Source organism: Sorangium sp. So ce302 (assembly GCF_051530145.1).
GTDB classification, from domain to species: Bacteria; Myxococcota_A; Polyangia; order Polyangiales; family Polyangiaceae; genus Sorangium; species Sorangium cellulosum_B.
The window spans coordinates 2,186,710-2,203,253 of sequence record NZ_CP150326.1 but is presented as its reverse complement, the minus strand read 5'-3'; the positions used below and the strand labels follow the sequence as shown (position 1 = coordinate 2,203,253).

Sequence of the window (16,544 nt, the reverse complement as noted above, 5' to 3'; positions counted from 1 at the left end):
CTTGGCGCTAGCGCCCCCGGCGCACGACCCGCGCGATCTTGCGAGACAGCGCGTCCGGCGCGACCGGATAACGCGCCACGTCCGCGGCGCCCGCCGCGACGAGCGCGTTCATCCGGTCCGAGGAGAGCCCGGACGCGCACACGACGGCGCGTACGCCGGGCGCCGCGCGGCCGAGCGCCGCGAGCAGCGCGCACGCGGCCTCCACGTCGGCGCCGGCGTCGATCACCACCACGCCGAGCCCCGCATCGAGCAACGCGGCGGCGTCCGGCACCTCGGCGAGGTGGATCCCCTGCGCGTCGAGCCCGATCTCGCACGCCTCGCTGAGCCCCTGGCCCGCCGGCGCGAGCCGCAGCAACGCGACGGCGCGCTCCGGCGCGGGCGCGAGCTGCGCGGTCTCGCCGTCCGGCCAGGCCTGCGCCCGCTCCGCCCGGCCGCCGAGCGGCGCGTCCGCCTTGCGCGCGGGCAGCCGCCGCGCCTCGGCCTCCCGCGACATCGCCTCGTCGAGCCGCGACCGCGCCGCCGCGGCGCTCTCCGGGCGCTTCTCCGGCAGCTTCGCCAGCAGATCCAGCCGGAGCCGCTCCAGGAGCGGCGGGACCGGCGGAGCCCCCGGCGGCCGGCGCAGCGGCGGCGGGATCGAGAACATGTGCATCGCCATGAGCTCCACCGCAGGGAGGCCGACGAACGGCGGCGTTCCCTGCAACAGCGCCGTCAGGATGCAGCCGCACGCGTACAGATCGGTGCTCGGGCCCACCGCGAGCGAGCGGCACTGCTCCGGGCTCATGTACTCCGGCGTGCCCGCGACCATGTCCTTCGAGGTGAGCGTCGGCCCGGCGTCGAGCGGGTCGTCGATGTGCGCCAGGCCGAAGTCGACGACCTTGGCGACGCGCTCGCCGTCCTGCTCGGCGAGCAGCACGTTCTCCGGCTTGAGGTCGCGGTGGACGATGCCGCTCGCGTGCGCGGCGCCCACGCCGTCGAGGATGTCCGCGAACAGGGCCGCGACCTCCGCGAGCGGCAGCAGCTCGCGCGACGCCCGGAGCAGCGCGCCGAGCGACTGCCCCTTGAGCAGCTCCATCACGAGGTAGATCGAGCCGTCGCCGCCGTCCTCGTCGCCCCCGAGGTCGAGCACCTTGACCACGTTCCGGTGCACGAGCCGCGACGCGGCGCGCGCCTCGCGGAAGAACCTCCGCCGGCTCTCCGGGAGGATCGCGACGTGCGGGTGCATCGTCTTCACCGCGACCGGAACGCCGAGGAGCACGTGCTCCGCCTCGTAGACCTCCCCCATCCCGCCCGCGCCGAGCAGCCGCACGAGGTTGTACTTCCCGCCGAGGACCCGCCCGGCGCGCGCCCGGTGCGGCGCGCCCGCACCGGGCTCATCCGAGAGGAGCGTCTCCGCGGCCGCGAAGCGGTCGGCGCGCGCTCGAGGCGCGGGCGCCCGCCCGTCCGGCGCCCGCTGGCCCTTCAGCACGGTGCGGTCGGGGTCCCCGTCCGGCGGCGGGCGCTCGCCGTCGCCCGCGCTCACGGCGACGCCTCGCGGAAGCCCACCGCGATCTGCGCCGTCACCGGGCCCTCACCCTCGTCGCGCCACGGGCTCACCCGCACCGACAGCGCCCCGAAGAGCGCGCCGCCCGCCTCCACGCCCGCCGACAGCCCGCCGAGCACGTCGTCCGCCCTGACCTCTCGGTAGACGATGTGCAGATCCAGCGCGCCGTGCAGCCGCAGCCACGGCGCCGGATCCGCCGTCGCCCCCGCCAGCAGGAAGCCCTGCACGGCGGGCGTGGCCGGCTCGCCGTCCGCCGCCGCGCCCTCGCCCCCCGCCGCGCCGTCGCCCGCCCCCACCGCCGCGCCGTCGCCCGAGGCGCGGATGCGGGCCCCGACATCGGTTACCCACGTGAGCCGGCCCGCGGCGCCGCCGAGCGCGATCCCGGGCTCGATGCGGAGCGGCGGGCTCCCGTCGGCCATGGGCACGCCCAGGCGGAGCGTAGGGCCGAGCTCGAGCTCCGAGCGCCCGAGGCGCAGGACGCGCGCGCGCGCGCCGAACCAGCCGGTGCTGCCCGCGCCCGCGCCATCCCCCGCACCGGCCGGGTTCGAGCGGAGCGCGACGTCGAGGCCCAGCGGGCCGATCGCGCCGCTCGCGCGCACCTGCCCCGCGGCGACCCAGCCGCCCCCGGAGCGCGCCGCGGCCGCGCCGACGGCGGCGACCGAGGGCGGCGTCGGCGCGAGCCAGAGCCCGTCAGCCACCCCGGACATCGGCAGGAGCGGGAGGTACGCGCCCAGCACGGGCGCGGCCGGGGGCGCAGGCGGAGGCGCGGCGCGCGGCGCCTCGGGCGCGGCGGGCAGCTCGGCGTCGCTCGTCCCGATCACGCCGCCGCGGCCGTCGGCGACGTCGAGCCGGACGCGCAGCGGCTCGCCGGGGCGCAGCGCCTCCCGGGGCAGCGGGATCCGCGCCGTCAGGGCGCCGCCGCGATCGCCACCGGCGAGCGCGACGGAGCGCACCCCCCCCGGCAGGTGGGCGAAGAGCCGCGGCGCCACCCGCCGCGCGACGTCGACCCCGGCGAGCCCTTCGAGCTCGACCCGGGCCTCGATCGCCGGCCCGCCCGGCGTCGCCGCCGCCGCGCGCGAGGCCGAGACCACCGCGCCCACCTTCGTGTACCGGACCGGGAGCGACGTCGCCGCGCCGGGAACCGCGCTGCCGCGCTCGCGCAGCCGGAGCGCGCGCGGGGCGCGCTGGAGCAGATCGATGCGCTCGGGGACGGGGCCGAACGGGCCGTCGTCGAGCGAGAGCTCGAGCGCGGGAGACGGCGTGAGCTCGATGATCCCGTACGGGTTCGCGGTGATCTCCTGCGCCGCCGGGACGACGCCCCCGGCGGCCCGCGCGGCGACGAGGTGGAACCTGCGCACCGCGCCCACCCCCAGGTACTCCTCGCGATCGACGACCCGGACCCGGAGGAAATAGGCGCCTGCCGGCATCTTCTCCGCGCGGAACGACAGCACGTCCGGCTTCACTTCCTCGCGGGCGATGAGATCGTTGAACTCCGGGTCGCGCGCGATCTCGACGCGGTAGCCGGCCGCGGCCGGCGCCGGCTTCCACGACGCCGACAGGACGCCGAGCCCCTCCGGGGCGAGCGCGATCTGCGCGGCGTCCGCGGTCGTCCATTCGACCGGCGCCGGCAGCGGGCGCGGGCGCGCGGGCGGCGCTCTGCCCACGAACCGGGTGCCGTGGTCCTTCGGGACCACGACGGAGAGGCCGCCCGACGTGACGCCCGCCTTGCCGTCGAACACCGCGACCGTCGTCCGCTCCCCGCGCCGCTGCACCACCGTGTCCCGCGACGACGCGCTCACGCGGCCGCCCCCGCTCGCGGCGACCTCGACCGACTGGCCCCGCAGCGCGGCGAGCGCGGCCTTCACCTCGCCGTCCGCGAGCTCGACGGCCGCGGGCGGCGTCTTCGATACGCGCGCTCGGCTCGCCGTGCCGTAGATGACGACGAGCGTATTCGGCGCGAGGAGCACCCGAGTCCGATCCACAAACTCGATATCTGCCCTCCCCTCATCCAGCGTGTTCACGCTCGAGTTCGTGAGCAGGGGCATCCCCTGAGCCGCGGGCGACCAGGCGCCGCCGGCCGGGCGCGCGCGCACGTCCGGGTGCATCGACCGGAGCTTCGCGTCGGGGATCGACGTCACCTCGGCCGGGAGGACCAGCGTGAGCCCCTCGGCGAGCGTCGTGCCCGGGCCGCACGCGACGCGGTTGTACCGCTGGATCAGCGCTGCATGCCTGGACGAGCCGTAGAGGACCGCCGCGATGTCGTCGCAGGTCTCTCCCGCCTGCACGCCCCATTGAATGACCGCCTCCGGATATCCGGGCGTCGGCTCTCCGGCGCTCGACACGCCGACGTATCCAACGTGGATCGCAGCGTGGGTGGCGCAGCCGAGGAGCACCGCGATAGCGACGGACTGGCCATTTGACGGTGCCACGGCAGCGGCACGCTACCGGATCGAGATCGGCGTTGCAAGGGACCAGGCAATAGGATACGAGCAGACCGATGGCGTATTGGTCGGCGCGCGTCATCGCGCCCCTCCTGGCCTCCCCGCTGCTCGTCGCAGCGGCCACGGCTTCCATGCCGGCCGCAGCGCAGGAGGCCACAGCGCTCGACAGGCTCGCTCCCGCGCCCGCGGGCGACGGGCTATCCACTGTCCCTTCTGCCGGCGTATCGGGGGAGCTCCGGCCCGCGGTCGGACTTCTGTTCTCCTATTCTCATCAACCCCTCAGCCTGCGCGGGACTGCGCCTGCCGGGTCGGTAACGTGGGTGGGCCGGCAGGCGATCCTCCACGCGCTCGCGAGCGTCGAGCTCCTGCGCCGGATCAAGCTCGATCTCGACGCGCCGTTCGTGCTGGACCAGGGCGGCGCGTCCGGCGCGCTCGGCAGCATCCGCGTCACGGCGCCCGCCGGCGGCGCCACGCTCGGCGATGTCCAGGCGGGAGGGAGGGTGACGCTCCTGCCCCAGGAGGGGCTCCGGCCGGCGGCGGCGCTCGGGCTCTCCGTCTGGTTGCCGACGGGAGACGAGGCGGCGTTCGCCGGCGCGGGCGCCGTGCGCTACGCGCCGCGGGTGATCGTGGGGGCCGAGCACCCGGGCTTCCGCTGGTCGGCCTCGGCGGGGGGCCGGTTCCAGAAGGCCTCGGCGGACAGCCTGACGGGCAGCGAGGTCCTCTTCTCCGCGGGCGCGGGCGTCCGCAAAGGCCCGCTGCAGCTCGGGTCGGAGCTCTCCGTCTGGGCCGCCGCCGACGAGGGGTCGGCGCTCGAGGTCCCGGGCCGCGCGGGGGCCGAGCTCCTGCTCACGGCGCGCTGGTCGCTCGGCCCCCTCACGCTCGACGCGGGCGCGGGCCCTGGCTTCGGGCGGCTGCCCGGCATACCGAAGGCGCGCTTCTTCGCGGCGCTCGGCGTCGCCGCGGACGTCGTTCCGTCGGCGCCCCCTGCCGCTGCCCCCTCGGCCGTCGCCGGCGCGTCCACCGGGACGAAGGGCGCTCGCGGCGCGGCGCGGGCCGCGCCTCCGGCCGCCGACTTCGACGGGGACTCGGTCCCCGACGCGGAGGACGCCTGCCCCCGGGTCATCGGCGAGGCGCGCCCGCCGGCCGCGGCGGCGGGCGCCCGACAGGCGTTCCGCCGCGGCTGCCCGCCGGACCGGGACGACGACGGGATCTACGATGTCGACGATCGCTGCCCGGACGTGCCGGGGGTCAGCAGCGCGGCCGCCGACGCGGGACCGGGCGGCGCGGGGCCTGGGGTCACGTCGGAGGCGCCTGCGCGTGCGGGGTCCCAACCCACGTCCGCAGCACCGGCGAGCGCGGGGTCCCAACCTGCGTCGAAGCACGGGTGCCCCGCGGACACGGACGGCGACGGCATCCCCAACGCCGCGGACGCCTGCCCCTACGAGCGCGGCAAGCCGAGCGAGGATCGCGCGACGCACGGCTGCCCGTTCGCTGTGCGCATCGAGGGCTCGCAGATCGTGATCCTGCAGCAGGTCCAGTTCCGGACGGGCCGGGCCGAGATCGAGCCGGAGAGCTTCGAGCTGCTCTCCGAGGTCGCGGCCGTCCTCGAGGAGCACCCCGAGATCGCCCGTGTCGCGGTCGACGGCCACACGGACAACCAGGGCGCCGCCCAGGCGAACCTGAGCCTCTCGCAGCGCCGCGCGCTCGCCGTCGTCGCGTGGCTGACCGCGCACGGCATCGACGCCCGCCGCCTCGAAGCGCGCGGCTTCGGCGCGCGCCGCCCCCTCGCCGACAACCGCACCCGAGACGGCCGGGCCAGGAACCGCAGGGTGGAGTTCCAGATCCGCAAGCGCACCGACGAGGGCGCGGCCGGCTGGAAAGACGGTCCTCTTGAGTGACGCATCGCCCGCGGAGGCCTCCACGTGAGGGAATTCTCGCTCAAGACGAAGGCGATCGCGCTCTTCACGGCGATGGCGCTCGTCCCCGTCGCTGTCGCCGTGACGCTCCTCATCGACGTGAACCGGCGCGCCGTGCGGACCTCCGAGGAGAGACTGCAGACGGCGATCCTCTCCGAGGTGGCCTCGGCCTCGATCCAGCTCATCCGGGACGTCGAGAGCGATGCCGTCGCGGCGGCGGCCATCTTCGGCCACGCCGCGGGCGGCGCCATCCGGGACGAGGACGCGGTCGCGTCGGTGCGCGCCCTCGTCGCGACGCGCGGGCTCGTCGACGCGGTGCGGCTCGAGGTGCCCGACGCGGGGATCAGCACCTTGATCCGCAAGGCGTCGTCCGACGCGGACGTCCCCGCCGCGCCGGCAGCGCTGCGCCAGCTCGCTGACGAGCGCGGCGTCGGCTTCGGCGTGATCGGGCCGGCCCGCGGCCTCCTCGTCGCCCGCGTGCGGCCCGCCGGGGACGCAGGCGCCGGCGCCGCGGCGCCGCCTCCCCCGGGCGGCCCGGCCGGCTACGTGGTCGCCGAGGTGCCGCTCGACATGCTCGGGCTCAACCTCGAGGTGATCGCCGGGCGCCGCCTCGGGAGCCGCGCGGTGCGCCTGCTCATCGCGGGCCACGACCGCCAGGCGATCGCGGCGTTCGGGGTGCCGGGCGTCGCGCCGGGCAGCGATGTCTCGTCCTTGCCGATCTGGCGCAACCTCCCCTCGGGCGCGGGGTTGAACGACAGGATCGGCGTGCTCGCGCCGCACGACGAGGGCGGCCAGCGGATGATCGGCGCCATCGAGACGGTGCCCGACCTCGGCTGGGCGGTCGCGATCTGGCGCCCCGAGCCCGAGGCCTTCGCCGCGCTCGACGAGATGCGGCGCCGCGGCCTCGCCGTCGCCGCGGGCGCGCTCGTCCTCGCGCTCGCCCTCGCGCTCGTCACCGCCCGCCACGTGACGCGCCCGATCCTCCACCTCGTCGCGCAGGCGCGGCTCATCGGCGCCCGGCGCTGGCGCGAGATCGCGCTCGGCGACGCGCTGCGGGGGCGGCGCGACGAGATCGGCGAGCTCACGACCTCCCTCGGCCGCATGGCCCAGGACCTCGAGCAGGGCGAGGCGGACATCGCCCGGGAGGCGAAGCTCCGCGGCGATCTCGGCCGGTTCATGGACAGGGCCGTCGTCGACGCGATCGTGCGGGGCGAGCACCCGCTCGCCCTCGGCGGCAAGCGGGCGGCCGTGTCGGTGCTCTTCGCCGACGTCGTCGGCTTCACGCCGCTCGCCGAGTCGCGCGACGCCGAGCGGATGGTCGCCCTCCTCAACGAGCTCTTCTCGATGCTCACCGAGATCGTGTTCCGGCACGGGGGCACGGTCGACAAGTTCATCGGCGACTGTGTCATGGCCGTCTGGGGCGCCCCGATCGCGCAGGAGGATCACGCGCGCCGCGCGCTCGCGGCCGCGGAGGACATGATGCGCTTCCTCGAGACGGCGAACGAGGAGTGGCGCGAGCGGTACGACGTCGAGGTCCGCCTCGGCGTGGGCGTGAACTCCGGAGAGGCCATCGTCGGCAACATCGGCTCCGACAAGCGGATGGAGTACACCGTGATAGGCGACGTGGTGAACGTCGCCTCGCGGCTCGAGGCGATCGCGGCGCCGAACCAGGTGCTGGTCTCCGAGGCGACCCGGAACCTCGCCGGCGACGCCTTCCCGCTGCGCGCGCTGGGCGAGCGCAACCTGACGGGGCGAAAGACGACCACGGCCATATACGCGCTCGATCCGGGCTGAAGGGGGCACAGCGCGCCCGCGCCCGCGTCCGTCAACGCGTGGTGGGGAGTTCCCCCGCCCTGCCGGAACGATGGCCCCGCCGAGGCCCCATGGGACGCCGAGATTTCTGTTGGTGGTTTATGACGTCTTGGCGGCTCAAAAAAGCCCCGCCTTCAGCCAAAGTACCCGCACCATCGGTGTTACCCGAGCTCGTTCGGTCGCGCTCAGGGCCCTGAACGCGCTTGGTTGACGCCGATGCCCCCTCCGTCGAGCGCACCAGCGGAGGGGATGTCGCTCATCCGGACACTCGAACGACGTGCACATCCCATTCAGGTCGAAGCAAAAAGATACCGTTTCGCCAATTTGTGAACGTTCACAAATCCGGTGCAGGTGCAGGCGCAGGCGCACCTCGCGCGATCGCGGCGGCCGGCGCCCGCCCTCTTGACGCAGCGATCCGGAGGAGCTCGCCAGCCCTGCCCTCCCTCGGCCTCGCGGAGTTGCGCGGACCGGTCGATTGGCGTTGACCTCGGCCATGTGATCGTTCACATTTGGTTCAAGGGGCATCCTTTAGCTTCGCGCATGAGCGGGTCGCCCTGCGCGCCGCGCCCTTCGTCATCCAATCGAGTCCTTGTCGATTCTGGAGCTCCGTTCGCCCGACCGCCGCGAAAGCGATGGCCGAGCGATGGTGCTTGGTGTTCTTACCGAGGGTGAGCCACCGGAGGACACCACAGACCTCGTCGATTCGACGGGGGTCGAGAAATCCTCGGTACGGTCCGCCGGGTCACCCCGTCGCATCATCGGAGAGCAAGATGAAGAAGCCGTCATGGCACGAGCTCCGTTTCTCGAGAGAAGTCGCCGCCGTTTGCGCGCTCGCATTCGCGGCTGCGTGCACGGGCGCGCTGGGTGACACGACGGACGGCGCTGGGTCATCCTCTGTCGGCGGCGACGGATCACCGACGGACTCGGATGTCGACGGCGACGGATCACCGACGGGCTCGGACCCGCCGCCGTTCCAGCCCGCGGCCGGGATGCTGCGCCGTTTGACGAGAACGCAGTTCCGCAACGCCGTGCGCGACATGTTGGGCGTCGAGGTCGATATCCACCAGCTCGACGCCGACAGCTGGAACGGGAACTTTGCTGTCGTCGGCGCCGCGACCGTCGTGACCTCGGAGCGAGGCGTCGAGCAGTACCACGCGGCCATCGAGGGCGCCGTCGACGCGGTGTTCGCCGATCCCGCGAGGCGAGACCAGTTCATCGGCTGCGCGCCGAGCGGCGCGGAGGACGACGCTTGCGTGCGTGGTTTCCTCCAGGCGCTGGGGCTTCGCGCGTGGCGCCGCCCGCTCGAGGCCGCCGAGGTCGACCGGCTCGCGGCCGTCGCCACGAAGGCCGCGGCCGAGCTCGAGAGCGCCGTCGAGGGGGCCCGCTGGGCGACGGTGGCCCTCTTCACGTCTCCGAACTTCCTGTATCGCCCGGAGCTCGGCGCTCCGAGCGCCGACGGGTCGCTGCGCTTGACGGGCTACGAGATGGCGTCCCGGCTCGCGTTCCTTGTGTGGAACAGCCTGCCAGACCAGGAGCTGCTCGACCAGGCCGCGAGCGGGGCGCTCGGAACGGTGGAGGGGATCCGCGCGGCGGCGACGCGGCTGCTCGAGGCGCCCGCGGGGCGCGAGGCGGTCGGCGCCTTCGCCGAGGAGTACATGCGGCTCGATCGGATCAGCACGCAGGCAAAAGACACGGCGCTCTTTCCTGAGTATAGCCCCGCGCTGCGAGCGGCGATGGTCCGCGACATGCGAGGCACCTGGGAGGTCCTCGCGTTCGACGATCGAACGAGCGCGCTCGACCTGTTCTCGACCACGAAGGTCGTCGTCAACACCGAGCTCGCCCAGCTCTACGGTCTCGACACGGCCGGCCTCGGCTCGGGCGCCTTCGAGGTCCGCTCGTTGCCCGCGGACGGCCCGCGCGTCGGGATCCTCAGCAAAGCGGGCTTCCTCTCGCAGTTCGCGAACCAGAAGGAGGGCTCTCCCACCTTGCGCGGCAAGTTCATGCGTGACGCCCTCATGTGCACGCCCATCCCGCCGCCCCCCGGCGACGTCGCCCTCGAGCTCCCGGAGCCGCCTGCGGACAAGCCCCTCACGAAGCGTCAGCGGCTCGAGATCCACCGGACCGAGCCGGCCTGCGCCGGCTGCCATTCGTACATGGACCCGCTGGGCCTGCCGCTCGAGACCTTCGACGCGATCGGCCGCTTCCGCACGACCGACCACGGCCTGCCGATCGACCCGAGCGGCGAGTTCGACGGGGTGCCGGTCGCCGACGCGCGCGCGCTCGGCGTGACCCTCAGCTCGGACGCCTCGGTCGCGGAGTGCCTCGTCCGCAAGTACTACACGTATGCAGCGGGTCACGAGGAGAGAGACGTGGACGAGCGCGTGCTGGACGCGCTGACCGCCTCGTTCGAAGGGTCGGGGTACAAGCTGCGCGAGCTGGTCCTCGACGTCGTGACCAACGACGCTTTCTCGTCCGTCGCCCCCCAACCCTGATCGCAGGTACCCCCAATGACGAACAAAGTTTTGAACCGACGAACTGTTCTCCGGGGCATGCTGGCGACGGGCGCCGCCGTCACCATCCCGCTCCCCTTGCTGGAGATCATGCTGAACGAGAGCGGCACGGCGCACGCTCAGACGAAGACCCCGGTCTCGCCGCTCTACGTCACGTGGTTCTTCGGGAACGGCACGCTGCCCGGTCGCTGGAAGCCGACGCGCACGGGCTCCGGTCAGGCCTGGGACCTCAGCCCCGAGCTCGAGCCCCTCGCGGATCTCAAGTCGTATCTCACGGTGATCAGCGGCCTCGAGAACAAGCTGGTGGTCTCCGGCTCAGAGCACCCCACGGGGTCGGCGGGGGCGACGACCGGCGCGCCGCTCAGCGGGAACGCCGTGCGGGCCGCGTCCATCGACCAGGTCGTCGCGAACGCCATCTCGGAGGGGGCGCCGTACCGCTCGCTCGAGGTGGGGGTGACGCCGGCGACGCCGAACGGCGCTCCGGACTCGCTGCATACGGTCTCGCACAGGGGGCCGAACGCGCGCAACAACCCGGAGTTCGATCCAAAGGCCGTGTTCAATCGATTGTTCATGAACGGCCTGCCCGAGCCCAGCGACGACGGCGCGGAGCAGGCCGCGAAGCTCGCGAACGTCCGGAAGAGCGTGCTCGACTCCGTCCTGCAGGACGGCGCGAGCCTGAAGCAGCGGCTCGGGGCGGCCGACAGGCATCGTATCGAGGAGCACCTCGAGTCGATCCGCGCCATCGAGCAGCGCCTCGAGACCATGCCGTCCGGCGGCGGCCCGACGTCGGCGTGCAAGAGCCCGACGGCCCCCACCGCCGGCAAGGATGCGCAGAGCGAGGCCCCCCCTGCGGTGAACACCGCCATGGTCGAGCTCTCGGCGCTCGCGCTCGCCTGCGAGCGGACGCGCGTGCTCTCGTTCATGTTCTCGCTGCCCGCCGCGCACGTCTACTACCGGCACCTCGCGCAGGACATGAACGACGACTTTCACGACACCATCTGCCACGGAGATGCCGGGGATCAATCGAGCCAGCCTCGCGTCGACAAGGGCGTGATGTACACGATGCGCTGCCTGAACGAGTTCTTGACGAAGCTCAAGAACACGCCGCACGGCAGCTCGAACCTGCTCGACAGCTCGCTCGTGTACGTCACGTCCGACACCGCGTGGGGTAAAGTGCACACGAGGACGGAATGGCCGGTGCTCTTCGCCGGGAAAGCCGGAGGGCGGCTGCGCGGCGACGAGCACCGCAACTTCCCCGGCGACAACCTGAGCAAGGCGCTCCTGACGGCCGCCCAGATCATGGGCTTGAACGTGACGGAGATCGGCCTCGATGCGGGGCGGGTCACGTCGCCGCTCGCGGGCATCCAGGTCTGACCGCGCCAGCACGCGCCGCGATCCCGCGGAGGGATGGAATACCATGCACCGCATGCTTTCCCGACATGCTCCCTTCTTGCACGCCACGCTGGTCCTCCTCTCATCTGCCGCCTTCCTCGCCTGCGGCGACGACGCCGACACCTCCTCTGCTGGCAGCGGCGGCGCCGGCGCTTCCGGCGGCGGCACCAGCGCCGCCAGCAGCGGCGCCGGCGCTTCTGGCGGCGGCACAGGCACGGCCAGCAGCGGTCAGGGCGGGTCCGGCGGCCATCCTCCGGCGAACCTCGTCGAGCCCGGCGATCCCGGGCCGGGTGATGTCACCTTCACCGTGCGCGCCGATCGGGATGTGCGCCCCATCAGCCGGCTCATCTATGGCGCCAACTGGGCCGAAGACCTGGACGGCGAGCAGCGCGGCACCACCGTCGTGCGCATGGGCGGCAACCGCATGACCGCGTACAACTGGGAGAACAACGCCTCCAACGCCGGCTCGGACTACATGCACCAGAACGACGCGCACCTCGTCGGGAACAGCCCGAACGGCGATGTCCCCGGGGAGGCGGTGCGCATGCACGCCGAGGGCGCGCTGGCGCACGGCGCCGCCTTCATCGCGACCATCCCCATCTGCGGCTATGTCGCGGCGGACAAGGACGGCGGCGGCGACGTCGAGCAGACGCAGAATTACCTCGAGACCCGCTTTCACCCGACGATTGCGCGCAAGGGCGCTCCCTTCTCCTCGTCGCCCGATCTCGACGACAACGCCGTGTACCAGGACGAGTTCGTCGCCTGGATGAAGCAGGCCTTCCCCGACGCCTTCGAAGGCGACGTCGCGAGCGTCCTGTTCTCGCTCGACAACGAGCCCGACCTCTGGAATCACAGCCACGAGCGCATCCACCCGGAGCCGGTGCGCTACGCCGAGCTCGTCGACAAGAACATCGAGTTCGCTTCCGCGATCAAGGACGTCGCGCCGAGCGCGCTCGTCACCGGCTTCGTCTCCTACGGGTATTCGGGCTATGTCAGCCTCCAGGACGCGCCCGACGCGGACGGCAACTTCATCGAGTACTGGCTCGACGCCATGAAGGCCGCCGAGATGAGCGAGGGGCGCCGCCTGGTCGACGTGCTCGACCTGCACTGGTACACGGAGATCTACGCGAACGGCGAGCGTCTCACGGGCTCAGACGCCTCCCCCGAGTCGGTCGAGGCCCGCGTCCAGGCGCCGCGCTCGCTCTGGGACCCGACCTTCGTCGAGGACAGCTGGATCGCGAACGACGTCGTGAACGGCCCGATCACGCTCATCCCCTGGCTCCAGGGCCTCATCGACGCCCATTACCCGGGCACCGCCCTCGGCATCACCGAGTACAATTACGGCGGCGGCAACCACATCTCCGGCGCGATCGCGCAGGCCGACGCCCTCGGCGTCTTCGGCCGCGAGGGCGTGTTCCTCGCGACGATCTGGGATCCTGGCGAAGAGGTCTCGATGCTCCGGGCCGGCGTGCGCGCCTTCACGAGCTACGACGGGCAGGGCGCGCGCTTCGGCGATACGTCCGTCCGCGCCGAGACGAGCGACGTCGCCAAGGCCACCGTGTACGCGAGCATCGACGAGGCCGATCCGAGCCGAATGGTCCTCGTCGCCATCAACAAGACCGCTGCCCCGCTCACGGCCGCGGTGACCCTCGCCGCCCACGAGAGCTACACGGCCATCGACGCGTGGCAACTCACGTCCACCAAGGCCGATCTCGTGCCTGCGGATCCCATTGCGCCGCGCGCCACGAACGCCTTCACCTACGCGATGCCGGCCCACAGCGTGTCGGTGCTGGTCCCCCGGTAGTCGCGTCCCCCTCGTCCGGAGCGTCGTCGAGATAAGCCCCGTCGAGAGATGCGGAAACCCGACACGGGTTGGACAGGCCGGATCTCCGCGCGAAGGGCCTGATCGAGCGAGCCGGGGAGGCGGGCGCTGGGCCCGGCGCTCAGCGATATGGGCAGTCGAAGTTCCAGCGAAGATTGATGCCGTACTCGCGCGGACAGTAGACAACGTGGGTCTGCGCGTCGTTGCTGAGGCCGAAAGGCTCGTTCAGGTCGACCGGGGTGCCCGGCGTTCCGCCGGTGATACGCCACTGGTACACGGCGTCCGCCGACCAGACGAGGTTGATCCCGTAGTCGCGCTCGCGGTACTTGATGTACTTCTCCGCGCTCGGGTTCGTGACGAAGAGCGCCACCGGCTCGCCGTACCGCACCGTCTCGCCGGCCTGGGGGACGAACCGCACGTTGCCCAGGTTCGAGCCGCTTCGCCACCCGAGGTTGATGCCGTACCTGCGCTCGCTGTAGACGACGTACTGCTCCACGAACGTATTCTTGAGGCCGACGTACGAGCTGCCGGAGATGGTGCAGGGCACGCCCCGCGTGCACGCCGGTCCCTCTCCCCGCCATTCCACGTCGGGCCCGGAGATGGCGAGCTCCGCTTCCTCGACGCGCTCTTCATCCTGTGCGGAGCCCTCGGGCTCATCCGCTGAATCCACGGCGCATCCCGTCATCAGGAGGGTCGCGAAGGCCAGCCCGAACACAACACATCGCAGGCCAAAGGACTTGTTCTCAAGCTGATTCGATTTCATGTGAGCTCCTCATGGTTGCAGGGAATTGCCGCCGCAAAGCGGCCTCGACGGATGAGCGCCGGCGCGTGAGCCGCATGCAGGTCCGATCGCTCCAGCGCGACCTGCACCGCCTCACACCGCCCCTGCGTCACCTGGCGTCGGTATCGGTGTCGGTGGCGAGCGACGGCAAGCGAGATGCCATGCGAGGAGGCCGTTGCCGAGGCGAGGCGGATGCGTGATGCGGAAGATGACTGCCCGCATTGTCTGGTCATCCGAGCGCCGCCCCATGGCGAGACCGGCGCGTTCATTCGCGGGATCGGCGAGCCACGCTGCGTCGCGGACACATCAGCGAGCTCCCGGCGCGCCGGCAACGCCGCTCGTCGAGCGGCGCTCGAGCGGGTCGCTCGTGCACATCACGGTCGAGGACGCGGTGTCGGGCTCGACCCCGGAATCGACTTGATTGCATCGCTCGGGCTGGCGGCGGAGGTTCGAGGAGCCTCGCAACAGGGAGAAGTTCGCGAGATATCGACGACCGCCCACGGCGCACCGCGATGGTTTGCCCCCGCGCACGTCGAGCGTTTGTTTGATGGGAACGGCGCGCAGCGCCCACCCACCGGCATGACATCTCTTCGCGCTGGGCTCGGCGGCGTTACCATGGCGGTCACGCTGCTTGTCGTGGGCTGTGGCGGATCCGGCAGCGATCCGGGCGGCAACGGCGGCTCCGGAGGCAACGGTAGTCAAGGCGGCTTCACAGGCAACGGCGACTCCGGGGGCGAAGGCCCCATGGCCGAACTCTCCGCTGAAGCCGGCTTCATCGAGGTCCCAGGCTCGCCAACGCTCGGCCTGAACTGGCCCGCGCGCATATTCTACTCGTTCCAGCCCGCTCAGGAGCACCCCGACGAGGCCCCCCTCATCCTGTTCTTCAACGGCGGCCCCGGCGCCGCGACCACCAGCGTCCTGCTGCCCTATGGGACCGGGCCGTACACGCTGGATCCAGACGCGCCCGCCGACGCCGCCCCTCTCGCGAACGCCGCGTCCTACACACGCTTCGCGAACCTGCTCTATGTCGACCCCCGCAGCGCAGGCTTCTCCTACGACCTCGCGACCGTCGACCCGGCGTCGGCGACGTACAGCGACGCCCCGCTGTACGTCGCCGACGCCGCCGACTTCGTGTACGTGCTGCTCGAGTTCCTCGAGGCGGACGCGCCGTTGCGCGACAACCCGGTCGTGGTCGCCGGCGAGAGCTACGGCGGCACGCGCGCGACGATGATGCTCTACATGATGCAGAATTATACCCGCGACTCGGACACCCTCGGGCTGATGGTCAAGGCGCTCTCCTGGCTGAAGGACAAGATGCAGGCGCACCTCGACGCGGCCTTCCCGGCACGCGCCGGGGCCCCTCAGGAGCCATCGCAGGTCGCCGAGCAGCTCGGCTGGCAGCTCCTGATTCAGCCCAGCATCTACGGGGCGCAGCAGAGGACCTACGGGGCACCGCTGGCGCGGCAAGACCCGGATTTCGCCGAGTACTTCGCCGACCCGGAGGTGTGGGACGGGTACGATGTCCGCCGCACGTCCGAGGAAGGAGCGCTCATCAAGGAGCACGCCTATCACGCGATGCGCACCCCCGAGCACCTCGAGATCTTGCTGGGCGTGGACCTGACCGAGATCGCCGATCTGTCTACCGATCGCGGGGCAGCACCCGCCATCGCATCGCGTGCTCGTCCGGCGATGTGCGGCGCGGCGATCCTCAGCGGCATCGCGCCCGACCGCCCCCAGCCGCGCAAGAAGGCGATTACATCGTTCCGGACAGCGGCCGCTCGATCAACGTGAGCACGGCGCGCGCTGTTCTACGAGCGGACGTCCGCCTGGCTCGCCGAGCGAGAAATCTCACGTTGATGCGCTGGCGCACGCCGAGCGCGAATGGATACGGCGCCGCCGTGAGCAGGCCCGTACCAGGGAGCCGTTCTTTCTCTTGCACCACGCCTGCTCCCACATATACTTGCTTTTCAACAAACATCGGACCTTCGCCATTCACGTTCCACGCCGACGCTAGGTCCTCTCGCGGCCACGCACTCGTACACAGTGCGTTCTATCCTGGGTTGAGGCGATCCGGCCCTGCGCTCCTTCGCCGCGGAGCCGGCGTCGGGGCGGCGCTCGTCGGTCGCGCTGTCGATGTCCAGAACGGGATCGAGGGCGGTGGCGGCAGGTGGCCGGCAGGCTCGATCGCGCCGTGATCTGCCGAACAGCAGGGGGCGTCAGCGATGCGCGATCGCTCTCGCCGTCACGATCGAGGTACGCGCAAGACAGCCGTGCTCGGCGTCGAGCGCTCTGTTGATTCAGGGGGGGTATCACATGCAGTATCAGACGCA

General features: G+C 72.2%; 9 protein-coding genes. 6 read left to right on the top strand and 3 right to left on the bottom strand.

All coding sequences use genetic code 11. From position 1 onward, the window contains the following. Positions 1–7: 7 nt before the first annotated feature. Both WME73_RS08520 and WME73_RS08515 read right to left on the bottom strand, forming a co-directional pair. Positions 8–1,519, bottom strand: coding sequence for a serine/threonine-protein kinase (locus WME73_RS08520; RefSeq protein ID WP_437915364.1), 1,512 nt, complete (start codon positions 1,517–1,519; stop codon positions 8–10). Continuing rightward, positions 1,516–3,969 carry a FecR domain-containing protein gene (locus tag WME73_RS08515; protein WP_437915363.1) on the bottom strand — a complete coding sequence of 818 codons (2,454 nt, stop codon included), beginning with the start codon at positions 3,967–3,969 and terminating at the stop codon, positions 1,516–1,518. Before WME73_RS08515 ends, WME73_RS08520 begins: the two co-directional genes overlap by 4 nt. 68 nt (positions 3,970–4,037) lie before the next feature. Here WME73_RS08515 and WME73_RS08510 point away from each other — a divergent pair, with 68 nt between their 5' ends. The 5 genes from WME73_RS08510 to WME73_RS08490 all read left to right on the top strand — a co-directional run bounded on the left by WME73_RS08510 (position 4,038) and on the right by WME73_RS08490 (position 13,415). Continuing rightward, positions 4,038–5,879: an OmpA family protein gene (locus WME73_RS08510; RefSeq protein ID WP_437915362.1), complete on the top strand. Its 1,842-nt coding sequence runs from the start codon at positions 4,038–4,040 to the stop codon at positions 5,877–5,879. A 24-nt stretch (positions 5,880–5,903) separates the two neighbouring features. Beyond that, positions 5,904–7,691: an adenylate/guanylate cyclase domain-containing protein gene (locus WME73_RS08505; RefSeq protein ID WP_437915361.1), complete on the top strand. Its 1,788-nt coding sequence runs from the start codon at positions 5,904–5,906 to the stop codon at positions 7,689–7,691. A gap of 788 nt (positions 7,692–8,479) precedes the next feature. Beyond that, a complete protein-coding gene (locus tag WME73_RS08500; RefSeq protein WP_437915360.1) occupies positions 8,480–10,201 on the top strand; it encodes a DUF1592 domain-containing protein in 1,722 nt (573 codons plus the stop codon). Positions 10,202–10,216: 15 nt separating this feature from the next. Then, entirely contained in the window at positions 10,217–11,593 is a 1,377-nt protein-coding gene (locus WME73_RS08495) for a DUF1552 domain-containing protein (protein WP_437915359.1), read from the top strand. Between the two features lie 52 nt (positions 11,594–11,645). Continuing rightward, on the top strand, positions 11,646–13,415 hold the full coding sequence (locus WME73_RS08490; protein WP_437915357.1) for a glycoside hydrolase family 44 protein: 1,770 nt from the start codon (positions 11,646–11,648) through the stop codon (positions 13,413–13,415). Positions 13,416–13,554: 139 nt separating this feature from the next. Here WME73_RS08490 and WME73_RS08485 read toward each other — a convergent pair whose 3' ends face one another. Continuing rightward, on the bottom strand, positions 13,555–14,196 hold the full coding sequence (locus tag WME73_RS08485) for a hypothetical protein (protein ID WP_437915356.1): 642 nt from the start codon (positions 14,194–14,196) through the stop codon (positions 13,555–13,557). A gap of 633 nt (positions 14,197–14,829) precedes the next feature. On the opposite strand from WME73_RS08485, the gene WME73_RS08480 reads away from it, so the two are divergent. Continuing rightward, positions 14,830–16,005, top strand: coding sequence for a S10 family serine carboxypeptidase-like protein (locus WME73_RS08480; protein ID WP_437915355.1), 1,176 nt, complete (start codon positions 14,830–14,832; stop codon positions 16,003–16,005). Positions 16,006–16,544: the final 539 nt, after the last annotated feature.

Excerpts from the sequence above, each read along its gene's own strand:
- WME73_RS08495 (WP_437915359.1), top strand. The coding sequence starts at position 10,217 with ATGACGAACAAAGTTTTGAACCGACGAACTGTTCTCCGGGGCATGCTG.
- WME73_RS08500 (WP_437915360.1), top strand. The coding sequence starts at position 8,480 with ATGAAGAAGCCGTCATGGCACGAGCTCCGTTTCTCGAGAGAAGTCGCC.
- WME73_RS08480 (WP_437915355.1), top strand. The coding sequence starts at position 14,830 with ATGGCGGTCACGCTGCTTGTCGTGGGCTGTGGCGGATCCGGCAGCGAT.
- WME73_RS08490 (WP_437915357.1), top strand. The coding sequence starts at position 11,646 with ATGCTTTCCCGACATGCTCCCTTCTTGCACGCCACGCTGGTCCTCCTC.
- WME73_RS08510 (WP_437915362.1), top strand. The coding sequence starts at position 4,038 with ATGGCGTATTGGTCGGCGCGCGTCATCGCGCCCCTCCTGGCCTCCCCG.
- WME73_RS08485 (WP_437915356.1), bottom strand. The coding sequence starts at position 14,196 with ATGAAATCGAATCAGCTTGAGAACAAGTCCTTTGGCCTGCGATGTGTT.